This is a genomic window from Halomonas sp. HAL1, from assembly GCF_030544485.1.
GTDB lineage: Bacteria > Pseudomonadota > Gammaproteobacteria > Pseudomonadales > Halomonadaceae > Vreelandella > Vreelandella arctica.
This window is the reverse complement of sequence record NZ_CP130610.1, coordinates 1,957,429-1,977,663: the sequence shown is the minus strand read 5'-3', so window position 1 is coordinate 1,977,663 and position 20,235 is coordinate 1,957,429. Positions and strand designations below refer to the sequence as shown.

The window sequence follows — 20,235 nt, the reverse complement described above, 5'->3', positions numbered from 1 at the left end:
GCCATCCTTTTAAACAGGGTTCATAGTAGCACAGCGGCCTGGGTAGCCGTTGCGCCGCTGTACCGGCTGCCTGGGCATGGTAAACTGCCAATAGCACTCAAACGACTAGGGACAGCCCCACTAATGACCGCAACTGCTCAACCCCGCGCCACCCTCTCCAGCATCATTTCCCCAGAAGGAAGCCTGGAAGTACTTTCTCAGCATGAAGTTAATCGCCTACATAAAACCTCTCAAAGTGGCCTTCATGATTTACTTCGGCGTTGCGCACTGGCGGTTTTAAATTGTGGTAACCCAAGTGACGACAGTCTGGCGATTTTAGAAGCCTATAAAGATTTTGATATTGAAGTATTGCAACAAGATCGCGGCATTCGCTTAAAGCTGACTAACGCGCCAGCGGAAGCGTTCGTGGATGGCCGTATGATCCGCGGCATCCGCGAACATCTCTCCTCGATCATTCGCGATATCGTTTACGTCTATAACGAAATTCAACATCACAACCGCTTTGACCTTAGCACTGGCGAAGGCACTACCAATGCGGTCTTCCATATTCTGCGCAAAGCGGGCACGTTGAAACCTGGCCGCGACCCTAGCCTGGTGGTCTGCTGGGGCGGCCACTCAATTTCTCGTGAAGAGTACGAGTACACCAAAGACGTCGGCTACCACTTAGGTCTGCGTGATTTAGATATTTGTACTGGCTGTGGGCCAGGGGCTATGAAAGGCCCCATGAAAGGCGCAAACGTCGCCCATGCAAAACAACGTCGTAAAGAGGGCCGCTATTTAGGCATTTCAGAACCAGGCATTATCGCCGCCGAAGCGCCCAATCCCATCGTTAACGAACTAGTGGTAATGCCGGACATTGAGAAACGCCTGGAAGCATTTGTGCGCCTCGGCCACGGCATTATCGTCTTCCCAGGCGGTGTTGGCACAGCGGAAGAGATTCTCTATTTATTGGGTATTTTGCTGCACCCAAGTAACAAAGATATCCCCTTCCCATTAATTTTCACTGGCCCTGCCGATTCTGCCGCCTACTTTCAGAAAATCGATGAATTCCTGGTCTATACGCTCGGTGAAGAAATCCGTCGCTACTACACAATTATCACCGGCGACCCGGTGGCGGTGGCGCGCACCATGCGCCATGGCATCGACGAAATTGCTGAATTCCGGCGTACGCACCAGGATGCGTTTTACTACAACTGGCGGTTAACCATTGCGCGCGATTTTCAGGCTACGTTTAAACCGACCCATGAAGCGATGCGAGCGCTAGCGCTTCACCGCTTACAACCGACTCATGAGCTAGCCGCCAACCTCCGCCGGGCGTTCTCCGGGATTGTAGCGGGCAATGTTAAAGAAGACGGTATTCGCGCCATTGAAGCCCATGGCCCCTTTGTGCTGACAGCTGAACCTGAACTAATGCAGCGCTTGGATGAGCTGTTGACCTCATTTGTGGCACAGGGTCGCATGAAGCTAGATGGCCAGCCGTATACGCCCTGCTACGTTCTTAAATAGCAGTCATCAATTGAAAGAAACCGGGATGCCGCTATGTTGATTGCGTTAATGACGCTATTAGCCGCTGGTATCGTCAAAGGCGCTATTGGATCTGGTGTACCGGTCATCGTCGTGCCCGTGCTCACTATGCTCTACAATGTGCAGCTCGCGATTGCGGTACTGGTTGCACCCAACCTGATAAGTAATGCCTTACAGGTGTGGCAATACCGTCGACACTTACTGCCATTACGGTTTTTGGCACTCTTTTCACTAGCAGGTGGTCTGGGCATTGTGCTTGGAACGTGGGGGCTGGTGGTACTTTCAGCAGAGCTACTATCCCTGGGGGTGGCGAGCGCGATTGTGCTCTATTTGGCTATTAAGGTGGCAAGACGCCGTATGGCTCTGCCGTTTAATGTCGCTGAGCGAATGGTGATCCCCGCTGGGTTACTGGCGGGAGTATTGCAAGGCGCCGCAGGAATGTCGGCCCCCGCCTCAGTGACATTTCTAAATGCCATGCAACTGGAACGTCGTGTCTTTATCGGCTCCATTTCAGTCTTTTTTGTTGCCATTACCAGCGTGCAAATTCCAGCGCTTTTAAGCGCGGGCATTTTAACCCTAGAGCGTTCTCTTTACAGCGTTGTTGCTTTGATCATTATTGTGGTCGCCATGCCGCTTGGCGCGCATTTGGGCAAGCGACTACCCCATCGCTGGTTTGATAATCTGATTATGCTGCTACTGGCGGGTATCGCTTGCAAAATTTTTATCGATGCCTGGTTGGCCAGCTAAGGAATCGCCGCGCCCTTTTCGCCCTAATTAAGCAATATCGGGAACCATTGCAGAAAAAAAGAGCCAGAATAGCTACACTTAGAGGCCTTGCCTCACGACGAACCATTGAAAGGAACTCACCATGTCGATGATTAATCAGTTACAAGACGTAAAAACAAAGGATTTTGCCAAACACTGCTATGAAAGCAGTAGCGTTGATAAATTACGCGATGCCGCCGAAGGCAGCCCCGACCAAGCAGAAATGGAACATTGGGGGCTAACGGAAGGACAGTGGGAAGAAGCCATAGTGGCTGCGCTGGCAGATCATGAAGCCAAAGAGTAAATAACTTCAAATAGCGGGTAACCGCTAAAATATATGCGCCCTAACATTCAAACGTTAGGGCGTTTTATAGTACAGCCTCCCTTATGTATTCCATACGATGCTTATTCCACGTTCGATAACGCCACACCGCCATACTCCTCCCGAAGACGCTCTAGCTTGGTAACTTCGCTTTCGCTCAGCGCTGGGGAGTCCCATAATGGCTGCTTTTCAGCTCCTCGCAGGCCTTCCAAGCTAACTGTCAGTTCTGCATTACTAGGTATCTGAGGTTCTCCCCAGGGGCCAAAACGATTAGGCGCAAGACTCCAGGCCAGCGTCTCTCCCGGCTCAATTCCCCCTGGCACAACGTAGTAGAATTGCTCATCGATCCAAGGCTGTGAGCGGTCAGGACTGGTAACGATACCTCTTAAAGACAGCTCGGTAATGACCTTATCAGTGGCATTCGTTACTTCAAGATCAATCACCGGCTCAGGAGCACCATAAGGGCTCTCACTCATATAATAGCGAGCATTATCAATACTGAAACGCGCTAACTGCTGCTGGTCGCTGTTCGCCTTAGCTTGTTTCTCTTCCAATCGTGTTAGCGTGCGCATAGCTTGCTCACGCTCTCGTGACCGGCGCTCGCGAAGTATTTGATCGGCGCGCTGAATAACCTGATCGCCAGTCAATCCATGCATTTGCATATTGGCTGACTCAGCGATCTCCGCCGCGTTCATACGGTTAGGATTAAGAATGTCAATGCTGTTAAATGTCGATGCCGTCGAAATAATGATGAGCCCTTGATCAAAATCGTCGCGCTTATAAGTAGGCAGCGAGTTGCGCACTTTTTCGACCGAGACGACTGACGCTGGCATGGAGCTTGTGTCAATTTTAGGGTCTGAACAACCCGCTATCATGAGTACTGATAGTGCTATTGCAGACAGCCTTAGAAGGCTACACATACACTCACCTCAACGCAGACAATGGTAAAAATTGCTGAGGAGCTTAACGGAAAGTACTATTTATCACTACCCTTTGGTGCTAGCAGGATGAATTTGCCATCACCATAGTGGCACGCCGTCATCGTATTCTCTTTACTAGTAGTTACGTTGCAGAACAAACAAAATCAAAGTGAGATGCTGGCTTGCCTAAGAGGGTGTAACCTGAATTCATAGCGATGCACAACCGCCTTCTCTTTTTACTCTTATTGCCACCCTAACAACCTTATAAAAGGGAGTAAGAAAATGCTAAAAATTGGCTTTATAGGACTTGGCTTGATGGGCCAGGGTATGGCCACCAACCTTATTAAGCATAATTTTCCTTTGACTATCATGGCGCATCGAAATCGTGCACCAATCGAAGCACTATGTCAGTTGGGAGCAAACGAGGTAGGAACACCTGCTGAAGTTGCATCACGCAGTGATTTAGTTTTTATCTGTGTCAGTACCAGTGAGCAAATGGAAAACATTACTCTGGGCACTGAGGGTCTTCTTGCTGGCGCGAAGCCTGGTTTGATTATCGTCGATTGCTCGACATCGCTACCTCAATCGACACAACGATTATCCGCGAGTATCGAAGCCGCAGGATGCCACCTGTTGGACGCCCCATTAGCAAGAACACCAAAGGAGGCCCGCGAAGGACGGCTCAATGTCATGGTGGGTGGGAGCAAAAAAGTAGTCGACCAGGCCCGGCCAGCCATAGAATCATTCGCTGAAAATATATTTCATGTTGGTGAGCTAGGTTCCGCCCACAAACTCAAACTGATCAACAACTATCTATCGCTTGGCGCTGCTGCCCTGGCGGCAGAAGCCGCGGCCATGGCGGCTAACTTGGATGTTGATCAACACAAGCTATATGAAGTGTGTTCACAAGGGGGCGCCAATAGTGCCATGTTCAACGCCGTGATGCCGTGGGTTCTGGAAGCAGATGAAACACGCTTGCGCTTTAGCCTGGGTAACGCCGGTAAGGACATGGGTTATTTAAGCGAAACGATAGCAGCCTCTGGTTTTGATAGTATGATGCTGCCCGCCTTGCGCGAGGTGTTAAAGCAAGCTGAACAGGCGTTGGGCAACGATCAATATGTGCCCCGGCTTTACGACGCAAGCATGCGGCGTAATGAACAAAATCAGTAAGCAGCCCCATTCAGCGAGCCGAGATTGAATGTCTGCTGATTAAAAGCAGAAGCAACATCGGCGTGACGATTGCACTTTAATGAAACTCGCCACGCCGATGTTGTTGAAACGAATGTTGCTCAATACGTTCCCGGGTAACTGCCACCATCCAGCAGTATATTTTGACCGGTCATATATCCAGCTTGAACACTGCAAAGAAACGCACAGAAGGCGCCAAACTCTTCAGCGGTGCCAAAGCGCTGGGAAGGGACTTTTTGACGAAAGGATTCGCGCACATTGTCGTAGTCCTGGCCAGACGATTTTGCGACCCCTTGATGAGTGTTTTTTAAACGATCAGTATCAAAAGAGCCAGGCAACAAGTTATTAATGGTCACGTTGCGCCCAGCAAGCTGCGGCTGACGAGCCAACCCCGCGATAAAGCCCGTCAATCCACTGCGAGCCCCATTGGATAGCCCCAAAATATCGATGGGTGCTTTAACGGCTGCTGAGGTGATATTAACCACCCGACCAAAGCCCCGTTCCGCCATTGCATCAACCGTTGCCTTGATGAGCTCAATCGGTGTGACCATATTGACATCGACAGCGTCTAACCAGTCCTGACGTGACCAATCTCGAAAGTCCCCTGGGGGTGGACCGCCTGCATTGTTAATCAATATATCTATTTGCGGGCAAGCGGCTAGCGCCGCTTGGCGTGTCGTTTCTTGTGAAATATCACCTGCCACGGTGAGAACTGTCACGTTTGGATTCAGGTGCCGCAAATGTGTTGCTGTTTCTTCCAACAATTGGGAGGAGCGTGCATTGATGACGACATTCACACCCTCCGTGACCAACGCCTCTGCACACCCCTTTCCGAGACCTTTACTCGCGGCACACACCAGTGCCCAACGACCTTCAATTCCCAGTTCCATCTTTCTGCTCCTGTTTCGCCAGTGATCGATTTATAGGGATTGTTCAAGCATCCACTGATAATCCTGCTCACTCGCAACGCGCGGATTCGTTTTATGAGTGTGATCAGCCAAGGCGCCTTTAATAATTCGGGGGAAAAGCGCTTCGGACACGTCCAATTCCGCTAACCCCATGGGTAAATCGAGACGCTTACTCATGTCTTTAATAGCCGGTCCAATATCAGCGGGGCTATTGAGCTGCATCGTCTGAGCGATGCGTTCAAGCTTTTGCTCATGCTTTACGGACTCGCAGCTGGAATTGAACTCAATAACTGCGGGCAGGAAAATGGCGTTGAGCGTGCCGTGATGAAGGCGCGGATTAATACCGCCTAACGAATGACTCAAACTGTGTACGCAGCCTAATCCTTTCTGAAAGGCCATTGCCCCCTGCATCGAGGCACTCATCATATTCATGCGTGCTTCTCGATCACCCGGGTGGCGCGTCGCCCGCTCAATATTCAGCCAGCCGCGGCGCAGTCCATCCAACGCAATGCCGTCAGCAGGCGGATTAAAGGCCGCAGACATGAACGTTTCAAGGCAATGGGATAAGGCGTCCATTCCCGTGGCTGCCGTCATTTGAGCGGGCAGGCTCAACGTTAATTCAGGGTCACAAATAGCAGATTTAGGTACCAGATGGGGTGATAACAGGCCGACTTTACGCCCATCTTCCAGAATCAGAATCGCTCCGCGGCCGACTTCACTCCCGGTGCCTGCCGTTGTCGGAATTGCGATGACCGGTGCCGTTGCGGCGGTAATTCGCTCTGAGCCTCCCTCAACCACAGCGAAGGACTTCAAAGAGCCTTCATGGGTACCGCAAATGGCCACGCCTTTAGCAAGATCGATTGAGGAGCCGCCACCAATCGCAATGAGGCCATCGAAACCACCTTCACGGTATTGCGCAACGGCTTCACGAACGGCCGCCTCATTGGGGTTGGGAGGCGTTTGATCATAAATGGCCGGATTAGGATCGCGAAGATGCTTCAGTACCTGGTCGACAATACCTGCGGCCCGCACTCCCGCATCGGTCACCACCATAGGATGTCGAATGCCCAGCCGGTCGCACTCCTGCTGCAGCAACGAGGCGGCCCCGAAATCAAATTGAATTTGAGTGACATAGTTGATTAGTGCCATTTCATTACCTTTGGAATTGTTAGTGTTTTTAAGTAATAACTTACTCTCGCCCTGCGAACAAGCCTGTTGATGCAACGCCACAAGCAGATATCGCGGAGCGTAATTTCGACCAATTCCAGCTCAATCAAGCTAGAGAAGTCGCGTCAAAATTGAACTAAAATCTACAAAATATGATTATTGAACACAATGGTCGTTAATGCTAGATTTGTTTTGCCAACCTACAAATACACAAAAACCCGAGGCTCACATGAAAACAATCACCAAAACTAAATCGCTCAAGCGCATTACTGCTCTACTACTACTCACGGCATCCAGCTCGGTGCTGGCGGCCTACCCTGAAAAACCTATCACTATCATCGTTCCATGGGCCGCAGGTGGCGGCACCGATGCAACCGCGCGCACTATTGCTGCCGCGTTGGAAGAACAATTAGGCCAAACGGTGAATGTGGTTAACCGTACCGGTGGTAGCGGTGTGGTGGGCCACAGTGCCATGGCGAGTGCCAAACCGGATGGTTATACCTTGGGCTTGGCTACCGGTGAGCTCAACATGATGCACTGGCAGGGCCTGACCGACCTGACGTATGAAGATTTCACTCCGATTGGCCAGATCAACTTTGATTACGCCGGCATTCAAGTAGCCGCCGATGCGCCTTACGATTCAGTCCAAGAACTCGTTGATGCTATTGCTGAGCAACCCATGGGCACCTTTAAAGCCTCAGGTACAGGTCAAGGTGGCGTATGGCACCTTGCCTTTGCGGGCTTCCTAATGGATCAGGGGCTTGAGGCCAACCGTGTGACCTGGATCCCTAGCCAGGGCGCGGCGCCAGCAATGACGGAACTCGCTGCCGGTGGTATCGATATTGTGCCGAGCTCTGTTCCTGAAGGTCGCTCAATGATCGAAGCCGGTCGAGCCAAAAGCCTTGGCGTAATGTCACCAGAGCGTATTAACAGCTTCCCCGATGTACCCACCATTAATGAAGCCATCGGCAGTGATTATCTCGTCGGTGAATGGCGAGGCATTACTGGCCCCAAAGGTATGGATGAGGAGATCGTAGCGACCCTCGAGGAAGCGCTAGAGGCCGCCTACAACAGCGATACCTATCAAGACTTCATGGCTAAACAAGGCTTTGGCACCGAATGGCGTAATGCTGAAGAGTTTGGTGAGCTAATGGTCGAAATGGATGCCGTGTATGGCGACATTGTTGAGAGCGTTGGTCTGAGCCAATAAGGGGATAATCAACATGAGAGATCTCCTCTTGGGGCTAGCCTTCATGCTGCTTGGCGCCGTCGTGTTAACTGTCGCTAGTCAGTACCCAACAATGGCGAGTCTTCAATATGGTCCATCTCTGTTTCCCTCCCTCATTGGGGGAGGGTTTCTCATAGGGGGCCTAGTACTTTCGGCAACGCAGCTACCTACGCTAAAACGTCAACTGTCAGGCACCGATGCGAATGTGGGAAATTTCTTCGACTTGCGTTCCGTGCTTGTCTCGCTCCTCCCTATAGCACTCATTATTTTTTATATATTCGCGAGCGAGTTTCTTGGCGCGGCCCTTTGCCTAGCCATCATTATGTTCGTACTTATGCTGGTGAGAAAAACTTCCCTACCTTTAGCACTGCTGGTCTCCTTCGTCGCGTCGTTAACGATTTATTTCCTATTCTCGCGATACCTGCTGATCCCCCTTCCTGAAGGGCTAATGAATTTTTGGGGTTAGATTATGGAAGCTTTTCTGTTAGGGCTGCAGCTCGTTTTCAATGTAGAAACAATGCTGGTTATCTTTGCGGCCGCCATATTTGGTGTGTTCGTGGGAGCGGTGCCAGGGTTAACCGCCACGATGGCGGTTGCACTCTTGGTACCGATTACCTTCTACATGGATCCGACCCCCGCTATTGCCGCCATTGTTACCACATCGGCCATGGCTATCTTTGCCGGGGATATTCCCGCCACCTATTTGAACATTCCCGGTACGCCCTCTTCGGCTGCCTATGTCGCCGATTCACATCTATTGGCACACAAGGGCCGAGCCAGAGAAACACTGGGCATGAACTTGATCTGTTCGGTATTTGGCGGTCTATTCGGGACGCTAGTACTGGTCTTTGTTTCACCTTCATTAGCTGAAGTGGCACTCCAATTCAGCTCTTTTGAATATTTTTGGCTGGCACTACTGGGGCTAAGTTGCTCGATTTTTATCTCTATTGGCTCCAGGGTTAAAGCATTTCTCTCTTTGATGATCGGTTTACTGCTTTCGACGGTTGGTCTGGATATGATGAGCGGCGCCCCCCGCTTCACTTTCGGCATTCCAGACTTAATGGGAGGTATTAACTTTATTCCGGTAATGATCGGCATGTTCGCACTCAACGAACTAATGCTGTTTTATGGTTCGCGCAATGAGGGCAGAGAGCTGCCGTCGTTATCCAAAGACAGCGTTTTCAAGCAGGCACCAAAGCATTTAAAAGCTTATTGGCCGAACATGATAAGAGGAAGCTCGATTGGAACACTGATTGGCGCACTTCCCGGCGCGGGGGCTGACATTGCAGCGTGGATCTCTTATGCCGTTGGCAAAGGCCGCTCTAAACAGAAACAGAACTATGGTACCGGTCATATTGAAGGCATTGTCGATGCCAGCTCTGCCAATAACTCGGGGATTAGCGGCGCTTGGGTGCCGGCCCTGGTATTCGGGATTCCGGGTGACTCGATAACCGCCATTGTAATCGGCGTACTCTATATGAAAGGCATGAACCCTGGCCCCACCATTTTTATGGATGGCACCGGCTTGATCTATGCCCTTTTCATCGTGTTCTTTCTTGCCAATTTAATCATGCTACCGATTGGCTATGCGGCGATAAAATCCGCCAAGGTATTCATCTTAACGCCCCGCAAAATCCTAATGCCGATCATCTTATGCTTCTGCATTGTAGGCGCCTTCTCCATCAATAATTCGATTACTGATGTATGGATTATGTTGCTGATCGGCTTTATCGCCTCAATTCTCGCCCGATGTGACTTTCCCATGGCGCCTGCGATCCTTGGCTTGGTGTTAGGAACGACATTGGAAAACAGTTTTATGAGCTCAATGCTCAAAAGCAATGGCGATCTACTCAGCTTCTTTTCCCGCCCTATTAGTGCAGGTCTAGGTGCCCTCGTTATTTTGCTATGGCTATCTCCGCTAATCACCATGGCCTACAAAAAATTCAAACATAACAGTCAGCACAAAGCGCCGAGGATTTCATGAAACGCTATACAAAAAATTGGTTGGAAGAGGTACTGGCTACCCTATTCATGGAGGCCGGTGCTTCTCGTGAAGTGAGTGAGACAACCAGCAGTATTCTTATTGAAGGCGATTTATTGGGGCACCATACCCATGGCGTCAAACTGGCGAACGGTTACTTAAGAGATTTGAAATCGGGGCATGCGTGCGGTGATCACAACGCGATGACCTCAAAAGAGATCAGCTCAGTCGCTGCCCTTGTTGATGGCCACTATATTCTTGGCCCCTACTTAGTGCAAAAAGCGCTTGAGCGAAGTGCTGATGCAGCACGAGAGTCTGGCATTGGTATTGTGACCATAAAACGTTCGCACCATATCGCCTGTTTGGCCTCGTATTTACAGCCTTTTGTTGAGCGAGGGTTGATGCCGATCATTATGACCTCGGATCCAGCGGTGAAATCGGTCGCCCCTTATGGAGGCGTTTCGCCAGTTTACACACCGAACCCAATTGCAATGGGCATCCCTAGTCGCGTCCAACCGGTCATGATGGACGTCAGCATGTCGACCGTCACTAACGGCAGCGTGGGTAAAGCACACGCTGAGAAAACCAAAATGGCGCATCCCGTCATCCTTACCAATACGGGGCTTGCCAGCGACGATCCAGCGGATTTTTTCAGCGACCCACAAGGTAGCATCCTGCCGCTCGGCGGCCAGGAGTTCGGTCATAAAGGTTTTGCGATGGGGTTGATGGTGGAAGCACTGACCTCCGCATTAGGCGGGTTTGGTCGCAAAGATGCGCCCACTGGTTGGGGGGCCTCGGTGACAGTCATGGTAATCGACCCCACCCTTTTCTCGGGACAGAGTGCTTTCCTTGATGAAACAGATCATTTAATCGAAGCATGCCTGAGTTCCACGCCGGTAAACCCACAGTATCCGGTGCGAATGCCTGGACAAGCCGGACTTAGTCGTCGAGATAAGTACTTGGAACAAGGTATTCCGCTGCCGGACGATGTGGTGACTGAGCTACAAAAGGCTATTGATGACTCATCACTGAAGGGTCGTTATTAAAGATAGCTGCGGCAAAAAATTGATCATCGTGGGACCAGAGCAGTGAGGCATCTATCATGAGCGAACCAACAACAATAGCCTTTATTGGCACAGGCATTATGGGTGGGCCGATGGCCGCCAATCTTGCCAAGGCGGGCCATCAGGTACGCGTCTGGAATCGCACCCCGGATAAAGCGCACGCTCTTACCTCACTGGGCATCGAGGTAAGCGAGACTTTCCAGCAGGCGGCTGAGCAAGCAGACGTTGTGGTGGTCATGCTCAGTTCAGGCCCTGTCTGCAATGAGGTGATTCTGGGACCCAACGGTCTATTGGCAGCCATGAAGCCGCACAGCACGCTGATGGTGATGAGTTCAATCCCGGTTGAAACTGCACAGCAGCAAGCCAAGGCCGCGGCTGAGCGCGGGATTGGTTATCTGGACGCCCCCGTATCAGGAGGTGAAAAAGGCGCTCAAGAGGGAAATTTGGCGATTATGGTCGGTGGTGAAGTGGCCACATTCGAGCGCATAAGTACCCTACTTCAGGTAATGGGCAACCCGGTTCATGTCGGCCCTGCAGGTACCGGGCAACTGGCGAAGTTAGCCAATCAATTAATCGTCGCCAATACGATCGCCACTGTCTCAGAGGCGGTGCTTCTTGCAGAACGCGGTGGCGCTGATCCCGCTAAAGTTCGCGAGGCACTGTTAGGTGGTTTTGCGGATTCGACCATACTACGCGCTCATGCACCCCGTATGATTGCCAATGACTTCGCTCCGGGCGGCCCTGCCAAATGGCAACTAAAAGATACCCAAACGGCCATTGCACTCGCCAAAGAGCTGTCACTTGACCTGCCCGTCACATCGCTGGTGAATAGCCTGTTCACGGACCTTGTTGCCCATGGCGATGGAGAGCTCGACCATAGTGCCTTGATTCGAGAACTCAGACGTAGAAATGAAATGCCCCTCAATTAACGACGCGAACTAGCTTTATCGTTATCGTTAGCGCAAGTAATCGGGGATGTCGAGAACGCCGTGGTCACGAAAATCGCTAAGACGTTCTTGAACCTTGGCTTCGGAGCCTGCCAAGTGAGCAGAGAGCGCTTGGCTTGCTTGCTCACCCTCTTTATGACGCATTCTGTCGAAGATTTTCAGATGGTCATGAAAGAACGGATCTTTGTCTGGCAGTGCCATGCTAGAGCCCAGCAGATGCTTGCTCATAAGCAGAACAGGATGGGTGCGCCTTAGCATGTCAAAAATTTCTTGATTGCCCCCCATGCTCACTGTTCTGTAGTGCAGATCGCTTTCAAGTTCATCCAGTGTCGCGCCTGCGACGTTAGGATATTTAGCCGCCGTCTGCTCTAACTTCTCAATGAAATGGGAGATTTGTTGCTCGGGCATACTCTGCGTCGCCCTGGCAATCATAAAGGGCTCCAACTGCCTACGCGCTTCATAAAGGTTATGCAGTCGATCATTGTCCAGCGGCACAATGGACCAACTGGTGTACTTCACTTTTTCAACCACCCCAATGGACTGCAGGTAGAGCAGAATTCGATGTGTAATCGTACGGCTGACACTGTATTTTCTTGCCAGTTGGAGCTCGTTGAGTTCGAACCTGCCTTTCATCGAGCTCAAGACAACATCATGTTCCACAACATCGGCTATGGCGCGCCAACTGTCCGTGCGCTCAATCTTGGCATCCTCGCCCAACGCACTGAAATCGGCCGTGGTAAGATTCCGCCTGATAGGCTCAACGGCCGTTGCCCCCACCAAGTAACCACGGCCATCGAAACGGCAAATTAACTGTTCATCATGCAAACGCCCTAATGTCTGACGAACAGGAGAGCGGCTCATTCCGAATATTTCTGCAATATTGCCTTCGAGTAGCACTAAGCCTGACTCAAGGTGGCCACTGTTGATACTTCGCTTAAGCGCCTCGTAAAGCTGGTCTTTCAACGACTGCGACATTCAAGCCACTCATTACATAGGTGTTAGTTAAGGGCTATATAGGGCTGTTAAGTAACGGCACCCACCATCCACGGCACAAATTCATTGTTACCATAACCCAACGCTTCACTGGCACTCTGTTCGCCCGAGGCAATCGCAATGATCTTCTCAAAAATATGCTCGCCCACTTCTTCTACTGTGGCGGTACCATCCACAATGGTGCCACAGTTAATATCCATATCTTCGAGAATGCTTTCATACATCTGCGTATTGGTTGCCAGCTTAATACACGGCGCGGGCTTAAACCCGGAGACAGAGCCGCGCCCCGTGGTAAAACACACGACGGTTGCGCCTGAAGCAATCTGACCCGTGACGGACACCGGATCATAGCCGGGGCTATCCATAAAATTAAAACCTGGCTCTTTTAACGGCTGGGCATACTCAAGCACGTCATTAAGGCTCGAAGAACCACTCTTAGCCACGGCGCCCAGCGATTTTTCAAGAATGGTGGATAACCCCCCTGCTTTATTTCCAGGTGAAGGATTATTGTTTAATTCAGCCCCATTGATCTGCGTGTAGTGCTTCCACCACTCGATCCTTTCCAGCAGCTTACGCGCAACGTCTTCATTGATAGCTCTATCTAGCAGCAAATGCTCGGCACCATAGATTTCAGGCGTTTCACTCAATATAACGCTACCGCCATGTTGGACGATAAGATCAGCCGCATGTCCCAGGGCAGGGTTGGCAGTAATACCAGAATAACCGTCTGACCCACCACACTGCAGTGCCACGGTAAGGTGGCTCAACGGAGCTGGGCGCCTCTCGGCATGACGGTAGTCATTCGACATTTGACGAATTTTTTCCGACGCCTTTTCAATGCTCGCTCGGGTACCGCCAGCGCTCTGAATATTAAAATAAAATATTCTTGATGTATCGGTCAGTCCATACTTTTCAACCAGTTGCTTAACCTGATTAGCTTCGCAACCTAAACCAATAATAAGCACAAAAGCAAAATTCGGATTGATCGCATAGCCATTCAATACCCTTTCAAGGAATGCAAACCCCTCAGACTCCGTATTCATTGCGCAGCCTGAGCCATGGGTGACCGGCACAACGCCATCAAAGCCTAATGCTTCAAACTCACCGCTGGCATTGAGACGCTCTGCAACCACTTTTGAGACCGTGGCTGAACAGTTCACGGTGGAAAGAATGCCGATGTAGTTGCGGGTACCTACTTGTCCATTGGCACGATGGTAGCCATTAAAGGTGCGCTGACTGTCAGTCACCGGTGTCCTTGGCGCTGGCTTGAAATGCTCCAGTGATGTGTCACGTTCCAACATAACAATATTGTGCGTATGAACATGCTCACCGGCCTCGATACGCCGCGTTGCCAACCCAATAATCTGACCATATTTGAAGATGGGCTGTTCTGGTTCAATGACCGTTAATGCAACCTTATGACCAGCATCAATATTCTCATGGGCAGTGTGCTGTTCATCGTCAATGGGATACCCCTTCGGAACAGCCCTACTCGCCACGCCAACGTTGTCATGAAGATTCAACCTAATGACAGCAGGTACACTATTGATAAGCTCCATTATTTTCTCCCTAGCCTCTTAGACATTTGCAAATCACTCAGTACCCGCCATCAGCCCTTTCACCAGCGCGTTTAGAATTGTTGTACTGGGCATATTATACTATCGTCGATTTAATGATCATTGTGTGCAATATTCAATCAAAGTCAGTTTACTTTCTCCCGAAGCGCATGTCGATAGCTATAAAACAGAGCGAGGAAGCTGGTTAGCCACACAGGTGTAAAATGGGTTCTCTGCTACGCTTAAGGAGCGAAAAAGGAAGATTAAGGGCATGACCGCATAGAGAATAGTGAAATAGCATATGGAGGGCTGAAAACTTAGCCTGAGGTAGGTTGAAGTAGAAAATCAGGAACTCAGAGGAATACGGCGCATCGGATATTGTTACAAACCCTAGTCCATCTTGAATGGCTGGGACTTAACACCAATGCTATAACGAATATGCTCCTAAGCAGTTAGGTACCAGGAGGTTCGCATGAGGAAATGGATCGTAATGGCAGTCGTCAATTGGCTGCGTAAGCCAGCAAACAGACAGAAAGCCAAGGACGCTTGGAAAGATGTTCGTAGTCGCAATGATGCAAAGCGGACGCCTCAACAGCCGCAGGCTACCCCTCGCGATACAACAGCACAGCGCCCTGGCAATATCGATAATCGTCCTTAAACGCTAGGCAACTTGGTTTGCATAGATGGGAAACCTGAAACTTCCGCAGAAGAACTTGTTAAGTGGGCTTTTGACTACTTTCCCGACAGGGCGCTTGCAATTGCTAACCACTGACACGGCTAATAGCGGCCAAACTCAAAACTAAATTAACCACCTGTTGCATTCATGAACCTCACAACCTGAACCTCACCATCGGTAGTAAAATGATGACGCTCAGGTTTTTTCTTCATTGCCGCCACAATGCTCGATTTAAGCCGCTGGGTGTCCCCCGGATAACGCCGCATGACAGCGCGTAAATCTACCGAATGCTCATTGCCCAGACAAAGCAGTAGCCGCCCTTCAGCCGTCACTCGAACACGATTACAGGCAGCGCAGAAATTGTGGCTATGGGGAGAAATAAAGCCAATCCGCGACTGGCTGTCTGCCATACGGTAATAGCGGGATGGCCCTAGGGTGGTCTCGGTGGTGGGTAAGAGATGATAGTGGTTTTCTATGGTCTCCCGCACCGTATCGGTAGAAAGAAAGGTCTCGCCACGGTTATGCTCGCTGATAGCGCCCAGCGGCATCTCCTCAATAAAGCTTATATCGACTTGTTCATCCCGGGCAAAGTTTACCAAGTCGATAATTTCGTCGTCATTGCGCCCCTTGAGCAATACGGCGTTGAGCTTAATCGACTGAAAGCCAGCGCGGCGAGCTGCGCGGATACCCGCAATCACTTGGCCAAGATCCCCCGTCCGGGTTAATGCTTTAAAGCGTTCGGGCTTAAGCGAGTCGAGGCTGATATTGAGTCGATGTAGCCCGCCTTGCCGCAAAGCATTGGCATGCTTGACTAAACCAGAGCCGTTGGTAGTCATAGCCAGCTCGCGCAGGCCTTCCAATTCACCGAGTTTTTGCACTAACGTTAATACGCCCTGGCGTACCAGCGGCTCCCCGCCAGTTAGGCGGATTTTTTCCACCCCCAGCTCGACGAAGGCCTGCGACAGCGTGGCTATCTCTTCAAGGGTAAGCAGTTGGGCCCGAGGCAGGAAGGTCATCTCCTCAGCCATGCAATAAACACAGCGGAAGTCACAACGATCAGTCACCGATATGCGTAGGTAGCGCACCGTACGGCCAAACCCATCGACTAGCGCACTCATTCTGAGGGCTCCTCTGCTTGGGCACTGGCGTTAACGGGTAGCCGAGCTATGAGCCCTTTCACTTCGGCGGTGACCTCTTCAATGGTTTCCTCATCATAAAACTGGCCCCGCCGCTTGCGCAGGCCGTTCTCATACAGCTTGACGTGCTCAGTGGGCATAACGCCCGCTTTGGAAAGACAGTGGCTGGCGCAATGCATCTGACACCCATCAATGGCTACGATAGGCCGCCCGGAGCGGGCGATGCTTACCAAGCCGGGCACGCCACCGCCGACACCGGCAATGCAGGACATTTCTGCCTCTCCTGCATGATCAAGACGCAGAGCAACACTATTGGCCAGTTGCGCCACGTCAGAACAGCCGGAGCAGGCATAAATCAGTGTGCGCGGTTTATGATGTGAAGGCATACCCTCTCCTATAAAAGCAAACGACGTCAGTGGTCACGCCAAAAAAAGCGACTCAAGCGTTGAACTGACTGATCGGGTAATAGGGATATGCGCCCCCTTCTGTCACGTCGGTGCCTGGATTAATCATCAAATAGCCATGGGCCTGGCTAGCCGCGCTGAGCATATGCGAGCCCTGTCCGCCCGCTAACTGCGCCACGGGAGTCCCCTGTGACCAATCCAACTCCACCCGTAATAGCTCGCAGCGCCCTTGGGGCCCGCTCTGAGAGAAACCGGCTTTTACCGGGTAACGCTGTAGAGCCGCTTCAGCTCTACCTTGCATGGCATGAATAAACGGCAGCGCCAGCAGTTGCCAGCCCACCAGGGAGGCCACGGGGTTACCCGGCAGCGCCATTAACGGTGTGGAAGAAAATGGCTCCGCGCCTAGATTACCGAAAGCAAAGGGCTTCCCTGGCTTCATCGCGACACCATGAAAATGCAGCCCGCCGCGCTGCTCAATCACCGGACGAACATGATCCTCTTCGCCGACCGAAACGCCCCCAGTGCACACCACTAAATCTGCAGCGGTTTGTGCGTGCTCAAAGGCCTGATGCAATGACGCCGGCGAATCTGCGATGACACCTAAATCCAGCACGTCGCACTGCGCCTGTGCTAGCAGAACGTTAAGCATGGCGCGATTGCTGTCGTATACCTGCCCCGGTGATCGCGCCGTACCTGGGGCAATCAGCTCATCGCCCGTTGAGAGGAGTGCCACACGCAGGCGCCGTTTGACGGTCACAGCATTTACCCCATAGCTCGCCAGCAGCGCAATCGACGCGGCATCAAGCAACTTACCCGCGGCGAGTAGTGGGGTTCCCATGCGAGTCTCCTCGCCTTGACGGCGAATATTAGCGCCTACCACCAGGCTACCCTCGAGGTGTATATGCCCGCGCTGATCAAGAGTCACCCGCTCTTGAGGCACCACAATATCTGCCCCCATGGGCACCGGCGCGCCGGTAAAAATACGCGCGCAGCCTCCTTCCGGTAGCAGCATGACGCCTGCGCCAGCCGGTACGCGTTGAAGAATGGGTAAGCCTGCGCCGGGAGGTACCGCTTGGTAATCAGCCAGACACAGCGCGTAACCATCCATAGCGCTATTGTCCACACCCGGCATATCGAGAGGTGCGACAAGCGTTTCTGCCAGCACTCGCCCCGCCGATTGTTCAAGAGTGATGTTTTCTACTGCATTAATGGGCGTGGCGGCGTCGATAAGCCGTTGGCGTGCATCAAACAGCTCTAACAAGCCGGGCGTGACTATTTCTGCGCAGTGACAGTTCATAAGTGCTCCACCTCATTGGAAGAGGTCGCTCGTCCACTACACGGGGTTGCTGAAGGCAGCACCATGGCGGCGAAGTTGCAGGGCCGAGTGCGGGAGTCCAGCTGCAAAGCGATAATGTTGTCCCACGCCAAGGCACACGCTTTGGGTGAGCCGGGCATGGCAAACATCATCGTTCGGTTGGCCACCCCCGCGACGGCGCGAGACTGGATCGTCGCTGTGCCGACTGTCTTCAGGGAGTAGTGGCGGAACAGCTCTCCATACCCTTCGATCGCTTTGTCGAACAGCGGTATCAACGCCTCGGGAGTGGTATCCCGGGCGGTAAAGCCAGTGCCGCCATTAACCAGAATCGCGTGGATATCTGTTCGCGCAATCCACTCCGAGACCACGGCACGAACCTGATAGATATCATCAGGAACGATGCGTCTCTCCACCAGGGTATGGCCGCTTTCGCTCAGATGTTCAACCAGTAGGTCACCGCTGCCATCTTCATCGAAACCACGGGTATCGGAAACCGTTAGCACCGCGATGCCAAGCGGAGTGAAAAGTGCATTGACAGGAACATGGGACATCAAGCCTCTCCTATTAGCTTTGCTATTGCTTCAAGCTATTGCATCAAGCTGCCGCCAGCATCGTCATCCAGAATAATTCCTTCGACGCCTATTTCGCTTTCCAGCGCCAGCAAATAGTGGCGCAATGCACGTCGCGTCGCCTGCTCGCGCAGGCTGTGACGCACTCGGTCGGCCACCTGATCGAAAGGTAACGACCGCCCTTCACGCCGTTCGTCAATGATTACTACATGCCAGCCATAGCGAGACGCCAAGGGGCGCTCATGAAGGCCTTCGGGCAGGTGCTGCAAAGCGCGATCCAGCTCAGGGACGGTCTGGCCTGACACTAGCCAGCCCAAATCGCCATCCATCTCTTTTGAAGGGCACGCGGAGTGGTGTTGCGCAAATTCGGCAAACCGCTCGGGTATGGAATTAAGTTCTTTAAGCAGTTTTTCGCCAAGCTGGTACGCGTCGTCGCGGCCCTGGGAGTCATCCGGTGCCGCTGCTAGCAGAATATGCCTTACACGTAGCTGGGTCGGCTCGCTGAAGCGCTCACGGTGGGTATCAAAAAAGCGTTGGCAATCGGCTTCTCCCGGTTCGGGCACCTCAAGTTCCTGCTCAAGCAAGGCAGCAATCGCCGCATCCTCCTGCGCTTCGCTGGCTTCCTGTGTCGATAGTAGACCCAGGACGTTAGCTCGCTGGCGCAGCAGCTCTCTAACCACCAGCGCACGAGCCGCCTGAAGCTGGGCCTCCCCCGCCGTTTCGGCGGGGTGGTACTGCATCTCTAACGCAATCGTTGCTTCATCGATACTGGCGTCGCCGACACGTACCGGAGGCGGAGCGACACCTCCTGGTAGTTGTTCGATATCAATCATCTGCATGTTATTTCTCCTCTAGGCCTAGGCAAGCACAGTAAGTGTTTAGGCGCGACGGCGGACAAGCTGATACCGCCGGGTCACATAGCCAAACGGTACGCTCCACACATGCACCAAGCGCGAGAAGGGGAACAGCAGGATGATGGTTAGGCCGATAAAGATATGCAGTTTGTAGATCCACGACACTTCCTGCATGTAATCCGCCGCACCGCCGCTAAAGAAGACTATCGACTGTGCCCAGCTGGAGAGCGTCAGCATCATTTCACCGTCCATATGGCCTAGCGAGAAGATGATGGTCACCATACCCAGGCACGCCTGTAAAACGATTAAACCCAGGATCAAGGTATCCATCATGCTCGACGACGCCTTTACGCGTGGATTGACCACACGCCGATAGAGCAACATGGCGCCGCCCACCACGCACATGGCACCGGCGATACCGCCGACCACAATGGCAATCAACTGCTTAGTGCCAGCATGTAGGAAAGGCGCGTAGACCCAGTGCGGCGTGAGCATGCCCACCAAATGACCGAAGAAGATAACGATAATCCCGATATGGAACAGGTTGCTGGCCAGGCGCATGTTTTTTGAGGACAGCATTTGGCTGGAGCCAGTCTTCCAGGTGAACTGACCTTGGTCGTAACGCATGAGACTACCGACCAAGAACACCGTACCGGCCAGGTAGGGGTAGTAACCGTAGATCAGATGGGTGAAATAGTGCTCAATCGCGTCGTACATA

General features: G+C 52.1%; 21 protein-coding genes and 1 pseudogene. 11 read left to right on the top strand and 11 right to left on the bottom strand.

Going from position 1 to position 20,235, the window contains the following annotated elements:
* Window positions 1–123 precede the first annotated feature (123 nt).
* From ppnN to Q3Y66_RS09225, 3 genes are all read left to right on the top strand, one after another.
* Entirely contained in the window at window positions 124–1,506 is a 1,383-nt protein-coding gene (gene ppnN / locus Q3Y66_RS09235) for a nucleotide 5'-monophosphate nucleosidase PpnN (RefSeq protein WP_008958026.1), read from the top strand.
* Between the two features lie 33 nt (window positions 1,507–1,539).
* Entirely contained in the window at window positions 1,540–2,271 is a 732-nt protein-coding gene (locus Q3Y66_RS09230) for a sulfite exporter TauE/SafE family protein (protein WP_008958027.1), read from the top strand.
* A gap of 121 nt (window positions 2,272–2,392) precedes the next feature.
* Window positions 2,393–2,593 (top strand): hypothetical protein, encoded by a 201-nt coding sequence (locus tag Q3Y66_RS09225; protein ID WP_008958028.1) that lies wholly within the window; start codon window positions 2,393–2,395, stop codon window positions 2,591–2,593.
* A gap of 101 nt (window positions 2,594–2,694) precedes the next feature.
* Here the strand turns inward: Q3Y66_RS09225 and Q3Y66_RS09220 are convergent, their stop codons facing one another.
* Window positions 2,695–3,531: a DUF6694 family lipoprotein gene (locus Q3Y66_RS09220; protein WP_337998522.1), complete on the bottom strand. Its 837-nt coding sequence runs from the start codon at window positions 3,529–3,531 to the stop codon at window positions 2,695–2,697.
* Window positions 3,532–3,813: 282 nt separating this feature from the next.
* Between Q3Y66_RS09220 and Q3Y66_RS09215 the strand changes: the two genes are divergently transcribed.
* Window positions 3,814–4,701, top strand: a complete 888-nt coding sequence (locus tag Q3Y66_RS09215; RefSeq protein WP_008958030.1) for an NAD(P)-dependent oxidoreductase — start codon at window positions 3,814–3,816, stop codon at window positions 4,699–4,701.
* Between the two features lie 119 nt (window positions 4,702–4,820).
* Here the strand turns inward: Q3Y66_RS09215 and Q3Y66_RS09210 are convergent, their stop codons facing one another.
* Together Q3Y66_RS09210 and Q3Y66_RS09205 are read right to left on the bottom strand one after the other, a co-directional pair.
* Complete coding sequence (locus tag Q3Y66_RS09210) at window positions 4,821–5,609, bottom strand: SDR family oxidoreductase (protein WP_008958031.1); 789 nt, start codon at window positions 5,607–5,609, stop codon at window positions 4,821–4,823.
* Window positions 5,610–5,639: 30 nt separating this feature from the next.
* Window positions 5,640–6,776 carry an iron-containing alcohol dehydrogenase gene (locus Q3Y66_RS09205; protein ID WP_008958032.1) on the bottom strand — a complete coding sequence of 379 codons (1,137 nt, stop codon included), beginning with the start codon at window positions 6,774–6,776 and terminating at the stop codon, window positions 5,640–5,642.
* Between the two features lie 247 nt (window positions 6,777–7,023).
* On the opposite strand from Q3Y66_RS09205, the gene Q3Y66_RS09200 reads away from it, so the two are divergent.
* The 6 genes and pseudogenes from Q3Y66_RS09200 (at window position 7,024) to Q3Y66_RS09175 (ending at window position 11,996) form a co-directional block, all read left to right on the top strand.
* The gene (locus Q3Y66_RS09200) at window positions 7,024–8,004 is read left to right on the top strand and encodes a tripartite tricarboxylate transporter substrate binding protein (protein ID WP_008958033.1); all 981 of its coding nucleotides are present in this window, start codon (window positions 7,024–7,026) and stop codon (window positions 8,002–8,004) included.
* Window positions 8,005–8,017: 13 nt separating this feature from the next.
* Window positions 8,018–8,488 (top strand): tripartite tricarboxylate transporter TctB family protein, encoded by a 471-nt coding sequence (locus tag Q3Y66_RS09195; RefSeq protein ID WP_008958034.1) that lies wholly within the window; start codon window positions 8,018–8,020, stop codon window positions 8,486–8,488.
* A gap of 3 nt (window positions 8,489–8,491) precedes the next feature.
* Window positions 8,492–10,006, top strand: coding sequence for a tripartite tricarboxylate transporter permease (locus Q3Y66_RS09190; RefSeq protein WP_008958035.1), 1,515 nt, complete (start codon window positions 8,492–8,494; stop codon window positions 10,004–10,006).
* A complete protein-coding gene (locus tag Q3Y66_RS09185; protein WP_008958036.1) occupies window positions 10,003–11,049 on the top strand; it encodes an Ldh family oxidoreductase in 1,047 nt (348 codons plus the stop codon). Before Q3Y66_RS09190 ends, Q3Y66_RS09185 begins: the two co-directional genes overlap by 4 nt.
* Before the next feature lie 47 nt (window positions 11,050–11,096).
* A pseudogene (locus Q3Y66_RS09180) lies at window positions 11,097–11,579 on the top strand (NAD(P)-dependent oxidoreductase); the annotation flags it as partial.
* Window positions 11,574–11,996 (top strand): NAD(P)-dependent oxidoreductase, encoded by a 423-nt coding sequence (locus tag Q3Y66_RS09175; protein WP_303319552.1) that lies wholly within the window; start codon window positions 11,574–11,576, stop codon window positions 11,994–11,996. The pseudogene Q3Y66_RS09180 and the gene Q3Y66_RS09175, both read left to right, overlap by 6 nt.
* Window positions 11,997–12,023: 27 nt before the next feature.
* On the opposite strand, the gene Q3Y66_RS09170 is transcribed toward Q3Y66_RS09175, so the two are convergent.
* A complete protein-coding gene (locus Q3Y66_RS09170) occupies window positions 12,024–12,989 on the bottom strand; it encodes a GntR family transcriptional regulator (RefSeq protein WP_008958038.1) in 966 nt (321 codons plus the stop codon).
* Window positions 12,990–13,036: 47 nt separating this feature from the next.
* On the bottom strand, window positions 13,037–14,566 hold the full coding sequence (locus Q3Y66_RS09165) for a UxaA family hydrolase (protein WP_008958039.1): 1,530 nt from the start codon (window positions 14,564–14,566) through the stop codon (window positions 13,037–13,039).
* 469 nt (window positions 14,567–15,035) lie between these two features.
* On the opposite strand from Q3Y66_RS09165, the gene Q3Y66_RS09160 reads away from it, so the two are divergent.
* On the top strand, window positions 15,036–15,221 hold the full coding sequence (locus tag Q3Y66_RS09160; RefSeq protein WP_008958040.1) for a hypothetical protein: 186 nt from the start codon (window positions 15,036–15,038) through the stop codon (window positions 15,219–15,221).
* 146 nt (window positions 15,222–15,367) lie between these two features.
* Here Q3Y66_RS09160 and moaA read toward each other — a convergent pair whose 3' ends face one another.
* From moaA to narI, 6 genes are read right to left on the bottom strand one after another with little or no spacing between them, the layout of a single operon-like run.
* Window positions 15,368–16,357: a GTP 3',8-cyclase MoaA gene (moaA, locus tag Q3Y66_RS09155; protein ID WP_008958041.1), complete on the bottom strand. Its 990-nt coding sequence runs from the start codon at window positions 16,355–16,357 to the stop codon at window positions 15,368–15,370.
* A complete protein-coding gene (locus Q3Y66_RS09150) occupies window positions 16,354–16,761 on the bottom strand; it encodes a putative zinc-binding protein (RefSeq protein WP_008958042.1) in 408 nt (135 codons plus the stop codon). The genes moaA and Q3Y66_RS09150 overlap by 4 nt, the downstream gene beginning before the upstream one ends.
* Window positions 16,762–16,813: 52 nt before the next feature.
* Complete coding sequence (gene glp / locus Q3Y66_RS09145) at window positions 16,814–18,076, bottom strand: gephyrin-like molybdotransferase Glp (RefSeq protein ID WP_008958043.1); 1,263 nt, start codon at window positions 18,074–18,076, stop codon at window positions 16,814–16,816.
* Window positions 18,073–18,645, bottom strand: a complete 573-nt coding sequence (gene moaB, locus Q3Y66_RS09140; RefSeq protein ID WP_008958044.1) for a molybdenum cofactor biosynthesis protein B — start codon at window positions 18,643–18,645, stop codon at window positions 18,073–18,075. Before moaB ends, glp begins: the two co-directional genes overlap by 4 nt.
* A gap of 35 nt (window positions 18,646–18,680) precedes the next feature.
* Window positions 18,681–19,502, bottom strand: a complete 822-nt coding sequence (locus Q3Y66_RS09135) for a peptidylprolyl isomerase (protein ID WP_008958045.1) — start codon at window positions 19,500–19,502, stop codon at window positions 18,681–18,683.
* 39 nt (window positions 19,503–19,541) lie between these two features.
* Window positions 19,542–20,234, bottom strand: a complete 693-nt coding sequence (gene narI, locus Q3Y66_RS09130; protein WP_008958046.1) for a respiratory nitrate reductase subunit gamma — start codon at window positions 20,232–20,234, stop codon at window positions 19,542–19,544.
* Window position 20,235 lies beyond the last annotated feature (1 nt).